This is a genomic window from Shewanella sp. SM29 (genome assembly GCF_025654245.1).
Classification (GTDB): domain Bacteria; phylum Pseudomonadota; class Gammaproteobacteria; order Enterobacterales; family Shewanellaceae; genus Shewanella; species Shewanella oncorhynchi.
Genome location: NZ_JAKKRN010000005.1, coordinates 190,645 through 208,029 on the forward strand (window position 1 = coordinate 190,645; position 17,385 = coordinate 208,029).

Consider the following 17,385-nt stretch of genomic DNA (forward strand, 5'->3'; position numbering starts at 1 on the left):
AGTTAAAGCACTGTGATAAAAGTGCAGCGATTAAGATTGCTTCGGCGATAACTGGTAAATTTTTGATTTAGCTTCATCGGTTACGAGATAAATCAGTCCATCTGGCCCTTGTACTACTGAACGCAATCTTTGCCCTAATTCAGTTTTCAGCAGCCGCTCTTCTTTAATTATCTTGTCGCCATCAAGCACTAAACGCACCAGTGTTTTTCCCTTTAGGCTGGCGAGTAACAGATTATTTTGCCACTGTGGAAATTTATCACCTGTGTAAAACATAAAGCCCGCCGTGGCAATCGAGGGAACCCATTTGTAGACGGGTTGCTCCATTCCCGCCTTATGGGTGCCTTCGCCGATTTTGCCGCCGCCATAATTCTCACCATAGGTAATCACTGGCCAGCCATAGTTTTTAGCCGCTTGGTCGATATTGAGTTCATCGCCGCCCTGGGGGCCATGCTCGCCCGTCCACAATACTTTTCTGACGGGATTAATCGCCGCGCCCTGCATATTGCGATGACCAATAGACCAGATCTCGGGTAAGGCGCCAACCGTATTGACGAAGGGGTTATCCTTAGGCACTGAACCATCGGCATTAATCCGCACAACTTTGCCTAAATGATTGTCTAATGTTTGTGCGCTATCTTTTTCGCTATAGCGATCGCCGAGTGTGATAAACAGTGTGCCATCAGGCGCCCACACTAAACGAGATCCAAAATGGTGGCCGCTGTTGATTTTGGGTTGTTGACTAAAAATGCGGGTGAGATTTTCAAGCTTGTTACCATTGAGCGTGGCAAAACTGACCGCTGTGCTATTGAGCTCGCTTACATCACCTTCAGCGGGTTCTGAATAACTGAAATAGATTTTTTTGCTGCTTGCAAAATCGGGCGCAAGCACGACATCAAGTAAACCACCTTGACCTTTGGCATACATAGGCGGTAAACCCGTTAAGGGTTCACCCACTTTGCCTGCGGTGCTGACAATGCGCATTCTGCCGGCGCGTTCAGTCACGAGCATACTGCCGTCGGGTAAGAATGCCATACCCCAGACATTCTCTAACCCTTGGGCTATGGTTTTTACCTGAATATTACCCGTTTCCGTTTTGACGCTAATGGTCGCTGCGCTAGCGGTTTCGGTGTAAATAGCCGGTGAGCATGCAATAAGACACAGGGCAAGATTTAAGGTGCTTAGCTTCAAGGTCTTTGGCATTAATTTACTCAGTCTTAAGGTCCTCAGCTTCAAGGTCATCAGTTTCATCGCTATCCTTAATCACAGTGTTCTCCTATAGGATGGATCAGAGTAACAAGTCAGTCATATAAGGGCAATTTATCGGCGAGACCTTGTATCGAAAATTCGTCTGTCCAGCTTTTATGAGTTTAAGCTTCACAAATCAAAAGCCTAACGTATGAAAACTAACGCATTAAAAACTAGCGCATGAAAAAGCCTAAGGCCATTGCTAAACCGACGATCACAATAAAGCCGCGTAGCAAGGACTGTGAAATACGGTAGGCCAGCGCCGCCCCCACATAACCACCGACAATCGCCATAACGGCAAGCAGCAACAGATATTGCCCATCAATAACATTGCCCGCGGCATAAACCACAACTGCGATGGCGGTGAGCAGGGCTGAAATCAGATTTTTAAGTCCGTTCATCCCATGTAGATTAGTTTGCCCCATCAGGCCAAAGCTTGCGAGTAGTATGATGCCTAAGCCACCATTAAAATAACCGCCATAGATACACACAGCCGACAGCATTATCAGTGCCGTTATCGGACTTAACATTGGCGTAGAGGTGTTTTCGCCTTGCTCAGCGATTCTTCGTTTGAGTAACCAAGGGCCAACAATAAAGGCCGCGCTGGCCAGTAGAATCAGCCAAGGGATCAGCTTTGCGAAGACTTGCTCGCTTGTGGTCAGCAAAATACCCGCGCCAATACTCCCGCCAATTAAAGCAATTAAGATCAGATTCTTAAGGCTAAGACTCGCCGGATATTCGATATCCTTTCTAAAGCGCCATGCGCTGGCGATATAACCAGGCAGCAGCGCGGCTGTCCCTGTGGCATTCGCCGCAATCGGTGGAACCCCGACAAACACTAACGCTAAAAGGGTAATAAAACTGCCACCACCGGCAACCGCATTGAGCATGCCGCCTAAAAAGCCAGCGAGTGCAATAATAAGCCAGTCCATAGATACCGCTCCTTTGGGCAATGAGAGAGTTAAACAGAGCGCTAAAAATGTGTCTGTTATTATGCACTCACCCTAACAGGATGATTTCGATATTGAAAGTCGCGTAATGATTCGTTACATATCGCCATTTGTGAAGGTGAAGATATAGGATGAGTGAGCAGGCTTTTATTTGCTTAGTGCTAAGGGGCTTGCTCCCAAATGCCAGACATAAAAATAACCGCTGCTATGGCTGCACTTTGCTCGGTAAAAACATCTTCTCCCCAGCAGTTTTGTCCACGTTCTTGGTAATAAACATGAAAGGTACTGAGCATAGGTGTTCGAATGCAATACCAACCATCGAAGGTATTCTTAGCAAAATTGACCCAATACTGCGCATCAGCAGCTTGGATTTGCTGAATGAGTAATTCATTTTGCGATAGCAAGGCCACAAGCTCATTCTGGGTGGTTATTTGATGCTCGGCTTTTATAGCCTCGAGAAGATTTTTAAGTTTTATCATGGGATATTTTTCATTCATCGAGAGTATCTACATCACTTTTAACGAATGGCCGCGGAGATGGAGGATTGGATTAATGCTTCAAAAATATCTGTTTGCCCGGCAGGAATAAGCTGCCTGTGAATTTCGCGGCGTTTCGCACTGTCGAATAAACGCTCCGCAACCCAACCCGTTAAATAGAGTGAGGAAAGGCAGCCGCCCGCAGTGGTAATATTGCCATTAATCACGAGGGCGCAGTCTTCTACATCGACGCCCATGGCAACTAGGGCAGGTTTTGCATCGGGGTGAGTCGTTGCCGAGAGATTGTCGAGTAGCCCTAATTTGGCAAAGAAGAATGACCCCGCGCAGCAGATACTGCCAAGCAATTGTCGTGTGGGATCTAATTTAAGGGCGGACATAAACTCAGTATCAGCAAGTGCCGCAGGTACGCCTTTGTAACCACTGCTGAATAATACCACGTCGGCATCAGCGACTTCGGCCACATGACCATCGGTTGCAACCGTCATCCCCAAGCTTGATATGTGGCTAGGTTTGGTCCCGAGTACTTTTACTGTCCAATCGGTTTTTGTACGGCCGAGAATATCGCGCATTAAGAAGAAATCGATATCGGTAAATTCATCAAATATAACAATCGCAATCTGGTACATAAGCTTTCCTCTGGCTTTGTGCGGATAGTTTTTAGGTGTTATTTTGGCATTGTTTAATATATACAATTAGTTAGTGTTTTATAGGACTTAAGGTATTCGTTCCGCATCCTTATCACGAACTGCAATGAGCTATAGCCTACAATTTGGCGCGTATTATCGCTTTTTCAAGAGGTCATTTGCTCAACTCTAATGAGTTAATCAGGTAATTCATATCTAATGAATGAGTTGTGCAATTGACTAGGATTAGCTCTCAAGTCGCAGCGTTAACTAATTGCTAGATAAACAAAAAGCTCAGAATTATCTTCTGAGCTTTAATATATAAAACTTGAGCAGTGATGTTAAGAAGCAAAGCTAAACTGAACGCTTAAAACACCATTTCTGGTACATGCTCTGGCACGATTAACTTGCCAGCAGTTTTGCTGACGATTTCTTCGACGCTGACACCTGGTGCGCGCTCGAGTAAATGGAATGCGCCATCTTTGATTTCGATAAAGGCTAAATCTGTGACGACACGTTTAATGCAGCCGTAACCAGTCAGCGGCAATTCGCATACTGGCAGTAGCTTAGAATTACCGTATTTATCGGCGTGCATCATAGTCACGATAATGTTTTCGGCGCCCGCGACTAAATCCATCGCGCCGCCCATGCCTTTGATGAGTTTGCCGGGGATCATCCATGAGGCGATAGAGCCATTGACATCGACTTCAAAGGCGCCGAGTACGGTTAAATCCACATGGCCGCCACGGATCATGGCAAAGCTCTCGGCTGAAGAAAAAAACGACGCGCCTTTGACTGCGGTAACGGTTTGTTTACCCGCGTTGATTAAATCCGGGTCGATGGTGTCTTCGGTCGGGAATTCACCCATGCCGAGTAGGCCGTTTTCCGATTGCAACATGACTTCCATTCCTTCGGGAATGTAGTTGGCCACCAGTGTTGGAATGCCAATGCCGAGGTTGACGTAGTAGCCATCTTTTAATTCTTTGGCGACGCGTTGAGCCAGTTGTTCTCTTGATAATGCCATGATATCTATCCTTTCTATTTGGCTTTGACGCTTTGGTCTTTACTCTTAGGTTTTTACCCTTAGTTTTTACTTTAGGGAGCTAAGTGCCAATTGCGTTAACTGTGTTTCAAGGTTTTGCCAGCGCCTTTTATTTCGCGGTTTTTACCGTGCGCTGCTCGATACGTTTCTCGAACTTGCCTTGAATAACGCGGTCAACATAGATGCCCGGCGTGTGGATATGATCTGGATCTAGCTCGCCCGGCTCAACAATAAACTCGGCTTCAACCACAGTGATTTTGCCTGCGGTCGCCATCATAGGGTTAAAGTTGGCGGCGGTTTTACGGAATACCAAATTACCCATGGTATCGGCTTTCCATGCACGCACTAAGGCAAAATCTGCGGTCAGCGACTCTTCTAACACGTAATGGCGACCTTTGATTTCGCGGGTTTCTTTACCATCAGCGACTGGCGTGCCGTAGCCTGTAGCGGTGAAAAATGCCGGAATACCTGCGCCGCCTGCGCGGATTTTTTCCGCTAATGTGCCTTGTGGAGTCAAAATCACGTTCAGTTCGCCAGAGAGCATTTGCTGTTCAAAGGTGGCATTCTCGCCCACGTAAGAGGCTATCATAGTGGCGATTTGGCGATGTTTTAACAGTAATCCGAGACCGAAATCGTCAACACCCGCGTTGTTTGATATCGCCGTTAAACCGTTAACGCCCATCTTAACCATTTGATTGATTAAGCCTTCTGGAATGCCGCATAGGCCAAAGCCGCCGACCATAATGGTCATGTCGTTCGATAAGCCTGCTAACGCTTCTTCATAGCTGCTGACGACTTTATTGAGTCCTGCCATTGTGATGTCCTTTTATGCTTTATAAAACGCGCTGCGAATGACGCGCGTCTTTAATAACGGTTGTTGGTGTCGTTAATTATTTTGTTCTATTTTGCTAATAGGGCGGTGGCCACTTTTGAACCGTTGTTGCGATTCAACTGCGTGCTGATCGCTTGCCCTGCTAACGCGAGTTTTTGTAAATCGATACCCGTTTCGAATCCCATGCCGTGCAGCATATACACTAAGTCTTCGGTGGCAAGATTGCCCGATGCGCCTTTGGCATAAGGGCAACCGCCAAGACCCGCAACCGAGGAGTCAAACACCCGCACACCTAAGTCTAAACAGGCCAAAATGTTGGCTAATGCTTGGCCATAGGTGTCGTGAAAGTGTAGTGCCAGTTTTTCGACTGGGACGCGCTCAGCCACTATTTGCAGCATTCTACGGGCTTTTTGCGGCGTGCCTACACCAATAGTGTCGCCGAGCGATATTTCGTAACAGCCCATTTTGTAAAGGATTTCAGACACACGGGCCACTTCACTGACCGCTATCTCACCTTCGTAGGGGCAACCTAGCACGCAGGACACATAGCCGCGCACTGGAATATTGTGCGCTTTTGCTAATTCCATCAAAGGGATAAAGCGTTCAATCGACTCTTCAATCGAGCAGTTGATATTGCGTTGACTAAAGCTTTGTGAGGCGGCGCCAAATATCGCTACTTCGGAAGCTTTTGCATCCAGTGCCAGTTCAAAGCCTTTGACGTTGGGCGTGAGCGCGCTATACACCACGCCGCTTTGACGCTGTATTTGCTTGAGCACATCGGCAGAATCGGCCATTTGTGGCACCCATTTGGGTGACACAAAACTGCCGGATTCGATGCGCTTAAGCCCTGCATCTGCCAGCGATTCAATCAAGGCGATTTTTGCTGCAGTCGGCACTGCGACTTCGTTTTGAAGTCCGTCGCGCGCGCCCATCTCGAAGATGCTGACCGTGTCTTTGGCGTTCGCTGCTTGGCTTAGATTGGCTAACGACATCTTAGGCTTCCTTGATCGCGGTTGGCTCGTCTGTCTCTAACGGCTCAACGTTAAGCAAGGTTGCGCCATCGGTGACCAGCTCGCCCGCTTTAAAGTAGAACTCAGTGACTATGCCATCAAAGGGGGCTTCGATGGTGTATTCCATCTTCATGGCTTCCATCACTAGCAAACCTTGGCCCGATTTCACTTGTGTGCCGACATCGACTAAATGGGTCACTACCGTACCGTTCATGGGCGCTTTTAACTTGTCAGCATTGCTGGCTTGCTCTTCGACCACGAGTGTTTGCACTGCTTTAAAGTGGTAACTGCCAGAGGATAAAAACAGCGTAAAGTCATCACCTTGGGCACTAACGGGCACTTTACTCTTATGGCCGTTGATTTCTGCGAGCAGTAAATCTTGTTTCAGCTCGCCATTTAGCAACCAATCTTGTCCGTGCAGCGGTAGCTGATACATGCCACCTAAATCGAGCATCACTAACTGCTGCAATTCATGGGCATCATCGAGTAGGGCAATATTGTGCTGGCTGCAGCTGTTGAGTCTAAAGCCGCTGACTTGACCCCAAGGCGAGTAAGGATCGGCGCTGTTGATCGCTTGCGCTTTGGCGGCTTCTTTACGGGCAAGCACTTGATACAGCGCGGCAAAGGCAAGGGCAGTGTCGGCTTCGCTTGACGCTGTACCAATTAAGGTGTCGCCATAACGGCCAATAAAGTCAGTGCTAAAGTCGGCATTTGCAAACGCTGGGTGTTCGGCAATGTTCGCCAAAAACTCAATGTTGTGCTTAAGACCGCTAATTTGATACGACTCTAAGGCATGCACTAAACGCTGCAGGGCGCGCGGGCGCGATTCATCCCAAACAATAAGCTTGGCAATCATAGGATCGTAGAAGTTACTGATCACATCATTTTCGCGAATGCCCGAATCGATACGCACGTATTTGCTTTGCTCGGGTTCGCGCAAAAAGTTGAGCTTACCACTGGCGGGTAAAAACTCATTTTGTGGATCTTCGGCATAAATACGCACTTCAAAGGAATGGCCGTGGATCCGCACTTCATCTTGCTTAAGGGGCAGTGGCTGACCGCTGGCGACCATCAATTGCCATTTCACTAAGTCTTGGCCAGTGACCATTTCAGTCACTGGATGCTCAACCTGCAGACGGGTGTTCATCTCCATAAAATAGAAGCTATTGTCTGTGTCGAGCAGAAACTCCACAGTGCCCGCGCCAACATAATCGATGGCTTTGGCTGCCGCGACGGCTGCTTCACCCATTTGGGCGCGCAGTGCATCGCTTAACCCTGGCGCTGGCGCTTCTTCGACCACTTTTTGGTGGCGACGTTGAATCGAACAATCGCGATCCGATAAATAAATCGCGTTGCCAAAGGTGTCGGCAAACACTTGCACTTCGACGTGGCGCGGCTGGCGTAAATAACGCTCCATCAATAACTTATCGTTACCAAAAGAAGAGGCCGCTTCACGGCGCGCCGAGTTAACGGCTTCCATGATTTCGCCTTCATTCTCGACGATACGCATGCCTTTACCGCCGCCACCATAAGCCGCTTTGATCAGCATAGGGAAGCCGATTTTCAGTGCCTCCGCTTTTAAGGTCGCATCGGTTTGGTCATCGCCGTGATAACCCGGCACTAAGGGCACGTTTGCCGCCGTCATAATAGATTTAGCGGCGCTTTTGCTGCCCATGGCATCGATAGCATCACTGCCTGGGCCAACAAAGGCGATGCCAGCGGCTTCACATTTACGGGCAAAGTCGGCATTTTCAGACAAGAAACCATAACCTGGGTGAATCGCTTGTGCGCCCGCTTTTTTGGCTATGTCGATAATCAAATCGCCCTTTAAATAGGAGTCTGCCGGCGCACTGCCGCCTAAATAGAAAGATTCGTCGGCCATGGCGACATGGCGCGCTTCTTTATCGGCATCGGAATATAGGGCAACGGTGCGAACGCCCATGGCATGGGCGGTTTTGATGATGCGACAGGCGATTTCACCGCGGTTAGCAATCAATAACTTAGTAAACATGTGCTTGGTCAACATCAAAGGGCTCCTTGGGTATCACTTGGCTTTTGCATGGGCTTGGAGGGCGTTGAGTGTGCTTGTTGCCAGTTAGGCTGACGTTTCTCAAAAAAGGCGTTTAAGCCCTCTTGGCCCTCGGTTGATACCCGAATGCGGGCGATACGCTCGCTAGTGTAATCAATGGTGTTTTGGTCTATCACGCCATCTTCAAGATGCGACAGCAGTGTTTTTACCCATGCCATGCCTTGCGGGCTATTGGCTCGCAGCGCGTCAATCATAGGCTTTGCGGCGGCGTCTAAGTCATCGCTGATCTCATGAATGACGTTAAGCTTTAATGCGGTTTCTGCACTAAAACGCTCGGCGGTCAGCATGTAGCGGCGCGATGCACGATTACCCATAGCGCGGGCAACATAAGGGCTAATTACTGCTGGAATTAATCCGAGTTTCACTTCGCTCAAGCAAAAGCTGGCGCGCGTCGTGGCGATAGCGATATCGCAGGCGCAAATCAGCCCCAGTGCGCCGCCAAAGGCTGCACCTTGCACAAGTGCAATGGTGGGCTTAGGAAAGGTATCAAGATCCTGCATCAGTTTTGCTAAGGCTTTGGCATCATTTAGATTTTGCTCAAAGTCCATTTTGGCTTGTTTGCGCATCCAATTGAGATCGGCACCAGCGCTGAAATTTTTGCCGTTCGCTTTGAGTACCAACACTTGGCAATCCTTGTGCTCAGCAAAATAGCTAAGGACGCTAATCATCTCGCTAATCATCACTTCATCGAAGGCGTTGTGCACATCGCTGCGGTCAAGGATAAGCTCGGCAACGCCGTGATTGAGTGAGTAACTCACGTGCTGCAAGTTGCTTAATTCCTGTGGCGTTATTGGTAAATTTGTCATAACTGTTTCCCTATCTTATTGATTTGCTGTGTATACGTATGGTTTACATACGGAACACACCAAAGCGTGTGTCTTCGATAGGAGCATTTAATGCCGCCGATAGGGCAAGGCCGACCACATCACGGGTTTGCGCTGGGTCAATAATGCCGTCATCCCATAAACGGGCACTGGCATGATACGGATGACCTTCTTTATCGTACTGGGCGACAATCGGCGCTTTAAAGGCTTTTTCATCCTCAAGTGACCATTCTTCACCTTTACGGGCTAAACCGTCGCGGCGCACTGTGGCGAGAACGCCTGCGGCTTGCTCTCCGCCCATCACAGAAATACGGGCGTTAGGCCACATCCACATCATGGTCGGTTCGAACGCGCGGCCACACATGCCGTAGTTACCCGCGCCGTAGCTGCCGCCAATAATCACAGTGAATTTAGGTACATTGGCGCAAGAAACCGCAGTCACCATCTTAGCGCCGTGTTTGGCTATGCCTTCGTGTTCGTACTTTTTACCCACCATAAAGCCGGTGATATTTTGTAGGAACAGCAGCGGAATTTTGCGCTGGCAGCACAGTTCGATAAAGTGCGCGCCTTTTTGCGCCGACTCAGAGAACAGAATGCCGTTGTTGGCGACAATGCCGACTGGGTAACCGTGAATACGGGCAAAACCGCACACTAAGGTTGCGCCATAGTTGGCTTTAAACTCATCAAAATCAGAATCATCGACGATACGGGCAATCACTTCTTTAACATCAAAGGGCTTTTTCAAGTCGGTGCCGACAATGCCGTACAGTTCGCTAATGTCAAACTTCGGTGGTTTGACAGGACTTAAGAGTGATTTGATTTCTTTTTGATGATTCAGGCGTGATACCGCGCGGCGGGCAAGCTCCAGCGCGTGCTCATCGTTTTGGGCTAAATGATCCGCTACGCCGGAAATTTTAGTGTGCACTTCTGCGCCGCCGAGTTCTTCGGCGCTGACTTCTTCACCTGTGGCCGCTTTCACTAATGGCGGACCGGCTAAGAAGATAGTGCCTTGATCTTTTACGATAATCGATTCATCCGCCATGGCCGGCACATAGGCGCCGCCTGCGGTACATAAGCCCATCACCACTGCAATTTGGGGAATGCCCTTAGCGGACATTTGCGCTTGATTGTAAAAGATGCGGCCGAAATGGTCGCGGTCGGGGAAGACTTCATCTTGGCGGGGCAGGTTAGCGCCGCCAGAGTCGACTAAATAGATACAAGGCAAGTGACAACGGCTGGCAATATCTTGGGCGCGAAGGTGTTTTTTAACGGTAATCGGGTAGTAAGTGCCGCCTTTAACTGTAGCGTCGTTGGCGATGATCATGCATTCGACACCACTCACACGGCCGATACCGGCGATAATGCCCGCTGCGGGCACTTCCTCGTTGTAGACTTCAAACGCGGCAAATTGCGACAGTTCTAAAAAGGGCGAGCCCGCATCGAGCAGCTTTTCAACCCGTTGACGTGGCAGCAATTTACCGCGGGATAAATGGCGCTCTAGCGCCACAGGGCCGCCGCCGAGTTCGATTTTATTGAGTTTAGTTTTAAGATCGGCCACTAGGGCGGCCATATCGTCTGATTTTGCTTTAAATTCATCGCTACGGGCGTTGATACGACTGCTTAATTGCGTCACTTTGATTGTCCTTATAAAGCGGAAACTCGGTATCACCTTGCTCGAATGGGTGGCGCAAACTGTAAGTTACAGTGAGGTGCTACCCATTCACTTGTGAGAGATTATTTAAACTCGCGTTATTTCGACTCATTGAACAGTTCGCGGCCAATCAGCATGCGGCGAATTTCTGACGTGCCGGCGCCGATTTCATACAGCTTGGCATCACGCAGTAAGCGGCCTGTGGCGTATTCGTTTACATAGCCATTGCCGCCTAGCAGTTGGATTGCATCCAGTGCCATTTTGGTTGCGAGTTCTGCGCTATAAAGAATGGCGCCTGCGGCATCTTTACGGGTGGTTTCACCGCGATCGCAGGATTTTGCCACGTTATAGACATAGGATTTGGCGGCATTCATACCTGTGTACATGTCGGCTAACTTGCCTTGCACTAGTTGGAATTCACCGATGGATTTGCCAAATTGCTCACGCTCGTGGATGTAAGGCACAACGATATCCATACAGGCATTCATGATCCCCAGCGGACCGCCAGACAGCACTACGCGCTCGTAATCGAGGCCGCTCATCAGCACTTTTACGCCGTTATTGAGGCCGCCTAAAATGTTTTCTTCTGGTACTTCTACATCTTCAAACACCAGTTCGCAGGTGTTAGAGCCGCGCATGCCGAGTTTGTCGAGCTTTTGCGCTTGGCTAAAACCTTTCGAATCACGTTCAACGATAAAGGCGGTAATACCGTGTGCGCCTTTGGTTAAGTCGGTTTTCGCGTAAATGACATAGGTGTGTGCATCTGGACCGTTAGTGATCCACATTTTGTTGCCGTTTAAGATGAATCGGTCGCCTTCTTTACGGGCATGCAGCTTCATCGAAACCACGTCAGAACCTGCGTTTGGCTCACTCATGGCCAGCGCGCCAATATGCTCACCGCTCACCAGTTTTGGCAGGTACTTGGCTTTTTGCGCTGCATTACCGTTACGGTTGATTTGATTGACACACAGGTTTGAGTGGGCGCCGTAACTTAGGCCGATAGAAGCGGATGCGCGGGAGATTTCTTCCATTGCGACGACGTGGGCTAGGTAGCCCATGTTTGCGCCGCCGAACTCTTCGGGTACCGTTACTCCGAGCAGTCCCATTCCTCCAAGCACAGGCCAAAGTTCATTGGGAAAGGCATTGTCGTGATCCACTTTCGCGGCAATTGGGGCGATTTCATTCGCGGCAAAATCCTGCACTGCATCGCGCAGCATATCGACGTCTTCGCCTAGGCCAAAATTTAGACTTGTGTAGAGAGAGTTCATTGCTTGTGTCCTTTCAGATGTTCTAATTTCAGATTGTTATAGTTTTTATGATTTTTAGGTGCTTGAGTCTTTTAAATCTTGTACTTAAATCCGTAGTCGTTATCGCCATCAAATTGATTTGATTTTGTGTCAACGGGGATTTAGGCTTTTGCCGTTTTGTTATCTTCTAAGGCTAAACGGCACTGCTGCTCGGCGGAATTGAGTTCCATCAATACGACTTTGATGTCGTCCATTTGCTGTTGTAGTGCGGACTTCTTTTCTTCCACTAGCGCCAGCATGGTATTGAGCTGTGAGGTGCTGCTCTTGTCGGCATCGTATAATTCGAACAAGCGACGGGTTTCTGCCAAAGAAAAGCCCAAGCGTTTACCGCGAAGAATGAGCTTGAGACGCACCCTGTCTTTGAGGCTATAAATACGGGTTTGGCCGCGGCGTTTAGGTTTAAGCAAACCTTGGTCTTCGTAAAAACGAATACTACGAGTAGTGATATCAAACTCTTTTGAGAGATCACTGATCGAGTAAGTCGTTTGTGGTGTGTTCGTTGCGCTCATTCATGCACCCTAAATAATCAGTTTTAAGCAAGATATATGAAGTTTACGTAAAGGTAAAGATTTTGGCTTTTATTCTGTTGGCAAAAAAGTGTCAATCCCAATTGCCATAAGCCTGTGCCGCGAGATTAAAACGTGTGCTTTAAATTAGTGTTCTCACATAAAACCACAAATATCTTCTGGTTATAGGCTAACGTCTAATAGTGGGCTTTAGACCTCCTTGCTAATAATAGAAGCAGGAAGGGGTAGTTATTGCGGCTGACGATGTGAGTCGCAGTCCTGATTGGAGGACATATGTTGACCGAACAGCAAAATGCATCTGTAGCGCAAGCCACAAATCAAAAACAGAACCAACAAAAACATCAAGCGTTGCACCAAGCATCCTTGCTTAATAAAGCCGAATTCTGGGGAGAAGCGGCGAAGACGCTCGATTGGATTAAGCCGGCGCAAACGGTGCTCGATGAATCGCAGGCGCCGTTTTATCACTGGTTCGCCGATGGTGAGATGAACACTTGTTATAACGCCGTTGACCGCCATGTGCTGGCTGGACGCGGTGATCAAGTGGCTATCCAGTATGTGAGTCCTGTTACTGATACTGAATACGGCATTAGCTACGGGGAGTTACAGGCTCAAGTGAGCCGACTCGCGGGCTTTATGCAATCTATTGGTATAGGGAAGGGCGACCGTGTGGTGATTTATATGCCTATGGTGCCTGAAACCGCCTTCGCTATGCTGGCCTGTGCCCGCATAGGTGCGATTCATTCGGTGGTTTTTGGTGGCTTTGCTGCCAATGAGCTCGCGACTCGGATCAATGATGCTAAGCCTAAATTGGTCTTGTCGGCATCTTGCGGCATTGAGCCTTCGGGCGTGATCCCTTACAAGCCTCTGTTAGATAAAGCGTTAGCTCAGTCAGTGCATCAGGTTAATCACTGCCTAATTTTGAATCGTAGCCAGTATCAGGCCGATTTACTTGAGGGTCGTGACTTAGATTGGCAAGCCGCATTAGCAACTGCACCTAAGGCCGATTGTGTCGCCCTCAAGGCTACCGATCCCTTGTATGTGCTTTATACCTCAGGTACCACGGGTCAGCCTAAAGGTGTGGTACGCGATAATGGTGGCCATGCCGTGGCTCTGGCTTGGTCGATGCAGCATATTTACGATATTCAAGCGGGTGATGTGTTTTGGGCTGCGTCCGATGTGGGTTGGGTTGTGGGTCATTCTTACATAGTGTACGGACCGCTGCTGGTGGGCGCTACAACCTTAATGTATGAAGGCAAACCTGTGGGAACGCCAGATCCCGGCGCATTTTGGCGCACGATTGCCAAATATAAGGTCAAAAGCTTCTTCACCGCGCCGACGGCCATTCGCGCAATCAAGCGTGAAGATCCTGACGGTGAATATCTACAAGGTGTTGATTTAAATTGTCTTAAAAATGTGTTTTTGGCGGGGGAACGTTGCGATCCCGATACCTTAGTTTGGGCACACACTAAGCTCGCTAAACCTGTTATTGATCACTGGTGGCAAACCGAAACGGGCTGGCCTGTCGCTGCAAACTTGATGGGTACAGCACCGGTTACCATTAAACCGGGTTCGCCAGCTTTACCTGTGCCGGGTTATGCGGTTGAAGTACTGGATGAATTAGGTGAGCAAGTTGCGGCCAATACTTCGGGAAATGTAGTGATTAAATTGCCTCTACCGCCGGGGACATTGACGACACTGTGGAAAAATGATCAACGCTATCAAGATAGTTACTTGTCTATGTATCCGGGTTACTACTTAACTGGCGATGCGGGTTATACCGATGAAGACGGCTATCTCTACATTATGAGTCGTATCGATGACATCATAAATGTAGCGGGGCACAGGTTATCGACGGGACGCTTCGAAGAAGTGTTATGTCAACACCCTGATGTGGCCGAAGCCGCGGTAATTGGGGTAGATGATGCGCTTAAGGGCCAAGTTCCCCTCGGATTAGTGGTACTCAAGAAAGGCGTGACGATCAGTGATGAAGAGCTGCATAAACAGTTAATAACCCTGGTACGCCAAGAAATTGGTCCCGTCGCTTCCTTTAGGTTAGTGAGTGCGATTCAAAAATTACCTAAAACGCGCTCGGGTAAAATTTTACGCGGTACTATGCGAAAAATTGCCGATAATCAGCAATATACTGCGCCAGCGACCATAGAAGATCCACAGACCTTAGAGTTAGTGCGTACCGCGCTCACTCGCATGGGTTATGCCGATGCCTTAGTGTAAGAAATAGATCGTAAAGGTTTTTATAGAAAGAGTGTAAAGGTCTTATAGAGAGTTGAAATATCAAGGCGATAGTAAACTGACCAAGCTTACTATCGCTTTTTGCGCATGGCATTTCTTATTTCGGCAAAATCAAAGATTGAAATTTTCACCTCAAATTTGCTAGTCTTGCAGGCTCATCACGTACAGCTATCACGCACAATCATCACCTACAGTTTTACTGTAATCAAATGGCTTAGGGACGACCCTAAATACGCCTAATCTAACATGGGGACGACCCCTTTATGGGAGTTCACTATGAGTTGGTTCTTATTAGTTCTTGCGGGTTTATTTGAAATTGGTTGGGCTATAGGGCTTAAATATACCGACGGTTTTACGCGTTTGTGGCCAAGTATCTTTACAGTAGCGTCGATGGCAGTGAGTGTGTTGCTACTAGGACTCGCGGTTAAGCAGCTACCTATCGGTACGGCTTACGGCGTGTGGGTCGGCATTGGTGCTATGGGTACGGCGATTGCGGGAATTATCCTCTTAGGAGAAGGCGTTAGCTTACTTAAGATTGCCAGTTTGATACTGATATTACTGGGGGTTTTAGGGCTTAAACTCGCAAACTAAGTTGTCGATAAACGTGCCAATACAAGTATCACTTGGGCTAAGTTCTAACTAACCCGTTTCGCAATACGGGATTGGCAATCTCACTGTAATCGAGATTGCCAATCGTATGCATCGCCTTTTCTCTCTGGTAATTAAGTTACAAAGATCGGTATAATTACCCCTCAAAATTGGTTAGCTCTAACCTCTGTGACCCGTGGGAATTATATAATGCAAAACCACAGCAATCTTAATGATATCGGCGTAATTGGCCTTGGCGTTATGGGTAAAAACCTCGCGCTAAACATCGCGGATAACCAATATCACGTCAGCGCATTTGACCTCGATCCTGTTAAAGTTAATGGTGTTATACAGCAAGAAAAACAGGAACGCGCTGGACTCGAACCTCGCATTTTTGGCTGTGCTAATCTTACCGAAATGTTAGCCAGTCTCACAAAACCCCGCATTCTTGTGCTTTCTGTTCCCGCGGGTGCACCCGTCGATGGTGTCTGTAGTGCTTTGATTTCTGCCGGAATTGAGTCCGATGATATCGTTATCGATACTGGTAACAGCCTATGGACTGACACTGTTGAGCGTGAAGCGCGCTACAAAGGTCAGTTTGTATTTTTCAGCTCTGCGGTTTCGGGCGGTGAAGTCGGTGCGCGTTTCGGTCCATCACTTATGCCAAGCGGTGATATCGATGCATGGCATCACGTTGCACCTATTTGGAAAGCCATTGCCGCTAAGGTTGATGCAAGTACAGGTTTACCCATAGAGCGCTTTGAGCCGGGTAATCCAGTGACAGAAGGCGAGCCATGCACGACTTATATTGGTCCTGCGGGTTCTGGCCATTATGTGAAGATGGTGCACAACGGTATTGAATACGCTGACATGCAGTTGATTTGCGAAGCGTATCAAATGCTGCATGACGGTTTAGGCATGAGCGCTGCAGAAGTGGGCGATGTGTTTGAACGCTGGAACAAAGGCAGCTTAAACAGCTATTTGATGGGGATCAGTGCCGAAGTCTTAAAACAGGCCGATCCATTAACGGGTAAACCGTTGGTGGAAATGATCTTAGATAAAGCGGGCCAAAAAGGCACGGGTTTGTGGACGGCCGTGAGCAGTTTACAAATTGGTTGTCCGGCACCGACGATTGCTGAAGCTGTATATGCTCGCGCCGTAAGTACCCAAAAATCCTTACGTTTACAACTTAGCCAGAAATTGGCTGGGCCAAATGCACCTGCTATCGATGATGCGCAAAAACCGCAGTTGATTGAAGCCCTTGAAAGTGCGTTATATTGCGCGAAAGTGTGTTGTTACGCGCAAGGCTTCCAGTTGATGGCAATGACGGCCCATGAGCAAAAATGGCAGTTAAACTTTGCTGAAATTGCAAAAATTTGGCGTGCGGGTTGTATTATTCGCGCGACGTTCTTGCAATCAATCACTCAAGCCTATGAAGACAATGCCGATCTTAGCAATCTGTTGATGGCGGACAGTTTTGCGTCTGCCTTGTCTGAAAAGCAAGGCCTATGGCGTACCGCAGTCGCGACTGCGGTGATGCAAGGCATCCCAGCACCTTGTATTAGCTCAGCTCTGGCGTATTACGACAGTTACCGCTGCGAAACATTACCGGCAAACTTGCTCCAAGGTCAGCGTGATTTTTTCGGTTCCCATACATTTGAGCGTATCGATACCCCAGCCGGCGAGAAATATCACTTAGATTGGAGCGCCAAAGAGCGCACCTTGGCTAAGGTTTAGTGAATGTGAAAATTCGTACGTAATATTATAAAAAAGCCCTCATAATTGATAATGCCGATCAGTTAAGACAGATCGCTTGACGATCTCGCTGAAAAGATCAAAATCCGATGACCTCATGTCATCGGATTTTTTTATGCAACTCTCAGAAGCACTCGCCCGTACTCATATTACCCGCCTAACCGAATTCACCTGCTTAGCAGATGTGTTAGAACC

At 48.3% G+C, this 17,385-nt stretch carries 15 protein-coding genes; 3 read left to right on the forward strand and 12 right to left on the reverse strand.

Going from position 1 to position 17,385, the window contains the following annotated elements; all coding sequences use genetic code 11:
- Positions 1–30 precede the first annotated feature (30 nt).
- The 12 genes from L5L77_RS05505 to L5L77_RS05560 form a co-directional block, all read right to left on the reverse strand.
- Positions 31–1,248: a PQQ-dependent sugar dehydrogenase gene (locus L5L77_RS05505; RefSeq protein WP_263184985.1), complete on the reverse strand. Its 1,218-nt coding sequence runs from the start codon at positions 1,246–1,248 to the stop codon at positions 31–33.
- Between the two features lie 170 nt (positions 1,249–1,418).
- The gene (locus tag L5L77_RS05510) at positions 1,419–2,177 is read right to left on the reverse strand and encodes a sulfite exporter TauE/SafE family protein (protein ID WP_263184986.1); all 759 of its coding nucleotides are present in this window, start codon (positions 2,175–2,177) and stop codon (positions 1,419–1,421) included.
- 179 nt (positions 2,178–2,356) lie between these two features.
- Entirely contained in the window at positions 2,357–2,674 is a 318-nt protein-coding gene (locus L5L77_RS05515; RefSeq protein ID WP_113941014.1) for a cytoplasmic protein, read from the reverse strand.
- A gap of 38 nt (positions 2,675–2,712) precedes the next feature.
- Complete coding sequence (locus L5L77_RS05520) at positions 2,713–3,318, reverse strand: DJ-1/PfpI family protein (protein WP_263184987.1); 606 nt, start codon at positions 3,316–3,318, stop codon at positions 2,713–2,715.
- 364 nt (positions 3,319–3,682) lie between these two features.
- Positions 3,683–4,339 (reverse strand): CoA transferase subunit B, encoded by a 657-nt coding sequence (locus L5L77_RS05525; protein ID WP_105252045.1) that lies wholly within the window; start codon positions 4,337–4,339, stop codon positions 3,683–3,685.
- Positions 4,340–4,466: 127 nt separating this feature from the next.
- Positions 4,467–5,171, reverse strand: a complete 705-nt coding sequence (locus L5L77_RS05530; RefSeq protein WP_263222264.1) for a CoA transferase subunit A — start codon at positions 5,169–5,171, stop codon at positions 4,467–4,469.
- Between the two features lie 86 nt (positions 5,172–5,257).
- A complete protein-coding gene (locus tag L5L77_RS05535; RefSeq protein WP_263184988.1) occupies positions 5,258–6,181 on the reverse strand; it encodes a hydroxymethylglutaryl-CoA lyase in 924 nt (307 codons plus the stop codon).
- Between the two features lies 1 nt (position 6,182).
- Positions 6,183–8,225, reverse strand: a complete 2,043-nt coding sequence (locus tag L5L77_RS05540; protein WP_263184989.1) for an acetyl/propionyl/methylcrotonyl-CoA carboxylase subunit alpha — start codon at positions 8,223–8,225, stop codon at positions 6,183–6,185.
- Complete coding sequence (locus L5L77_RS05545) at positions 8,225–9,094, reverse strand: enoyl-CoA hydratase-related protein (RefSeq protein ID WP_263184990.1); 870 nt, start codon at positions 9,092–9,094, stop codon at positions 8,225–8,227. Before L5L77_RS05545 ends, L5L77_RS05540 begins: the two co-directional genes overlap by 1 nt.
- 43 nt (positions 9,095–9,137) lie before the next feature.
- Positions 9,138–10,745 carry a carboxyl transferase domain-containing protein gene (locus tag L5L77_RS05550; protein WP_263184991.1) on the reverse strand — a complete coding sequence of 536 codons (1,608 nt, stop codon included), beginning with the start codon at positions 10,743–10,745 and terminating at the stop codon, positions 9,138–9,140.
- A gap of 116 nt (positions 10,746–10,861) precedes the next feature.
- Complete coding sequence (locus tag L5L77_RS05555; protein ID WP_113940993.1) at positions 10,862–12,031, reverse strand: isovaleryl-CoA dehydrogenase; 1,170 nt, start codon at positions 12,029–12,031, stop codon at positions 10,862–10,864.
- 140 nt (positions 12,032–12,171) lie between these two features.
- Positions 12,172–12,579, reverse strand: coding sequence for a MerR family transcriptional regulator (locus L5L77_RS05560; protein ID WP_006082318.1), 408 nt, complete (start codon positions 12,577–12,579; stop codon positions 12,172–12,174).
- Between the two features lie 291 nt (positions 12,580–12,870).
- Here L5L77_RS05560 and L5L77_RS05565 point away from each other — a divergent pair, with 291 nt between their 5' ends.
- From L5L77_RS05565 to gndA, 3 genes are all read left to right on the forward strand, one after another.
- On the forward strand, positions 12,871–14,829 hold the full coding sequence (locus L5L77_RS05565) for a propionyl-CoA synthetase (protein WP_263184992.1): 1,959 nt from the start codon (positions 12,871–12,873) through the stop codon (positions 14,827–14,829).
- A gap of 294 nt (positions 14,830–15,123) precedes the next feature.
- Positions 15,124–15,438 carry a quaternary ammonium compound efflux SMR transporter SugE gene (sugE, locus tag L5L77_RS05570; RefSeq protein ID WP_263184993.1) on the forward strand — a complete coding sequence of 105 codons (315 nt, stop codon included), beginning with the start codon at positions 15,124–15,126 and terminating at the stop codon, positions 15,436–15,438.
- 207 nt (positions 15,439–15,645) lie between these two features.
- On the forward strand, positions 15,646–17,172 hold the full coding sequence (gene gndA, locus L5L77_RS05575) for an NADP-dependent phosphogluconate dehydrogenase (protein WP_263184994.1): 1,527 nt from the start codon (positions 15,646–15,648) through the stop codon (positions 17,170–17,172).
- Positions 17,173–17,385: the final 213 nt, after the last annotated feature.

Excerpts from the sequence above, each read along its gene's own strand:
- L5L77_RS05545 (WP_263184990.1), bottom strand. The coding sequence starts at position 9,094 with ATGACAAATTTACCAATAACGCCACAGGAATTAAGCAACTTGCAGCAC.
- L5L77_RS05520 (WP_263184987.1), bottom strand. The coding sequence starts at position 3,318 with ATGTACCAGATTGCGATTGTTATATTTGATGAATTTACCGATATCGAT.
- L5L77_RS05530 (WP_263222264.1), bottom strand. The coding sequence starts at position 5,171 with ATGGCAGGACTCAATAAAGTCGTCAGCAGCTATGAAGAAGCGTTAGCA.
- gndA (WP_263184994.1), top strand. The coding sequence starts at position 15,646 with ATGCAAAACCACAGCAATCTTAATGATATCGGCGTAATTGGCCTTGGC.
- L5L77_RS05510 (WP_263184986.1), bottom strand. The coding sequence starts at position 2,177 with ATGGACTGGCTTATTATTGCACTCGCTGGCTTTTTAGGCGGCATGCTC.
- L5L77_RS05565 (WP_263184992.1), top strand. The coding sequence starts at position 12,871 with ATGTTGACCGAACAGCAAAATGCATCTGTAGCGCAAGCCACAAATCAA.
- L5L77_RS05540 (WP_263184989.1), bottom strand. The coding sequence starts at position 8,225 with ATGTTGACCAAGCACATGTTTACTAAGTTATTGATTGCTAACCGCGGT.
- L5L77_RS05525 (WP_105252045.1), bottom strand. The coding sequence starts at position 4,339 with ATGGCATTATCAAGAGAACAACTGGCTCAACGCGTCGCCAAAGAATTA.
- L5L77_RS05555 (WP_113940993.1), bottom strand. The coding sequence starts at position 12,031 with ATGAACTCTCTCTACACAAGTCTAAATTTTGGCCTAGGCGAAGACGTC.
- L5L77_RS05535 (WP_263184988.1), bottom strand. The coding sequence starts at position 6,181 with ATGTCGTTAGCCAATCTAAGCCAAGCAGCGAACGCCAAAGACACGGTC.
- L5L77_RS05515 (WP_113941014.1), bottom strand. The coding sequence starts at position 2,674 with ATGATAAAACTTAAAAATCTTCTCGAGGCTATAAAAGCCGAGCATCAA.
- L5L77_RS05560 (WP_006082318.1), bottom strand. The coding sequence starts at position 12,579 with ATGAGCGCAACGAACACACCACAAACGACTTACTCGATCAGTGATCTC.
- L5L77_RS05505 (WP_263184985.1), bottom strand. The coding sequence starts at position 1,248 with ATGAAACTGATGACCTTGAAGCTGAGGACCTTAAGACTGAGTAAATTA.
- sugE (WP_263184993.1), top strand. The coding sequence starts at position 15,124 with ATGAGTTGGTTCTTATTAGTTCTTGCGGGTTTATTTGAAATTGGTTGG.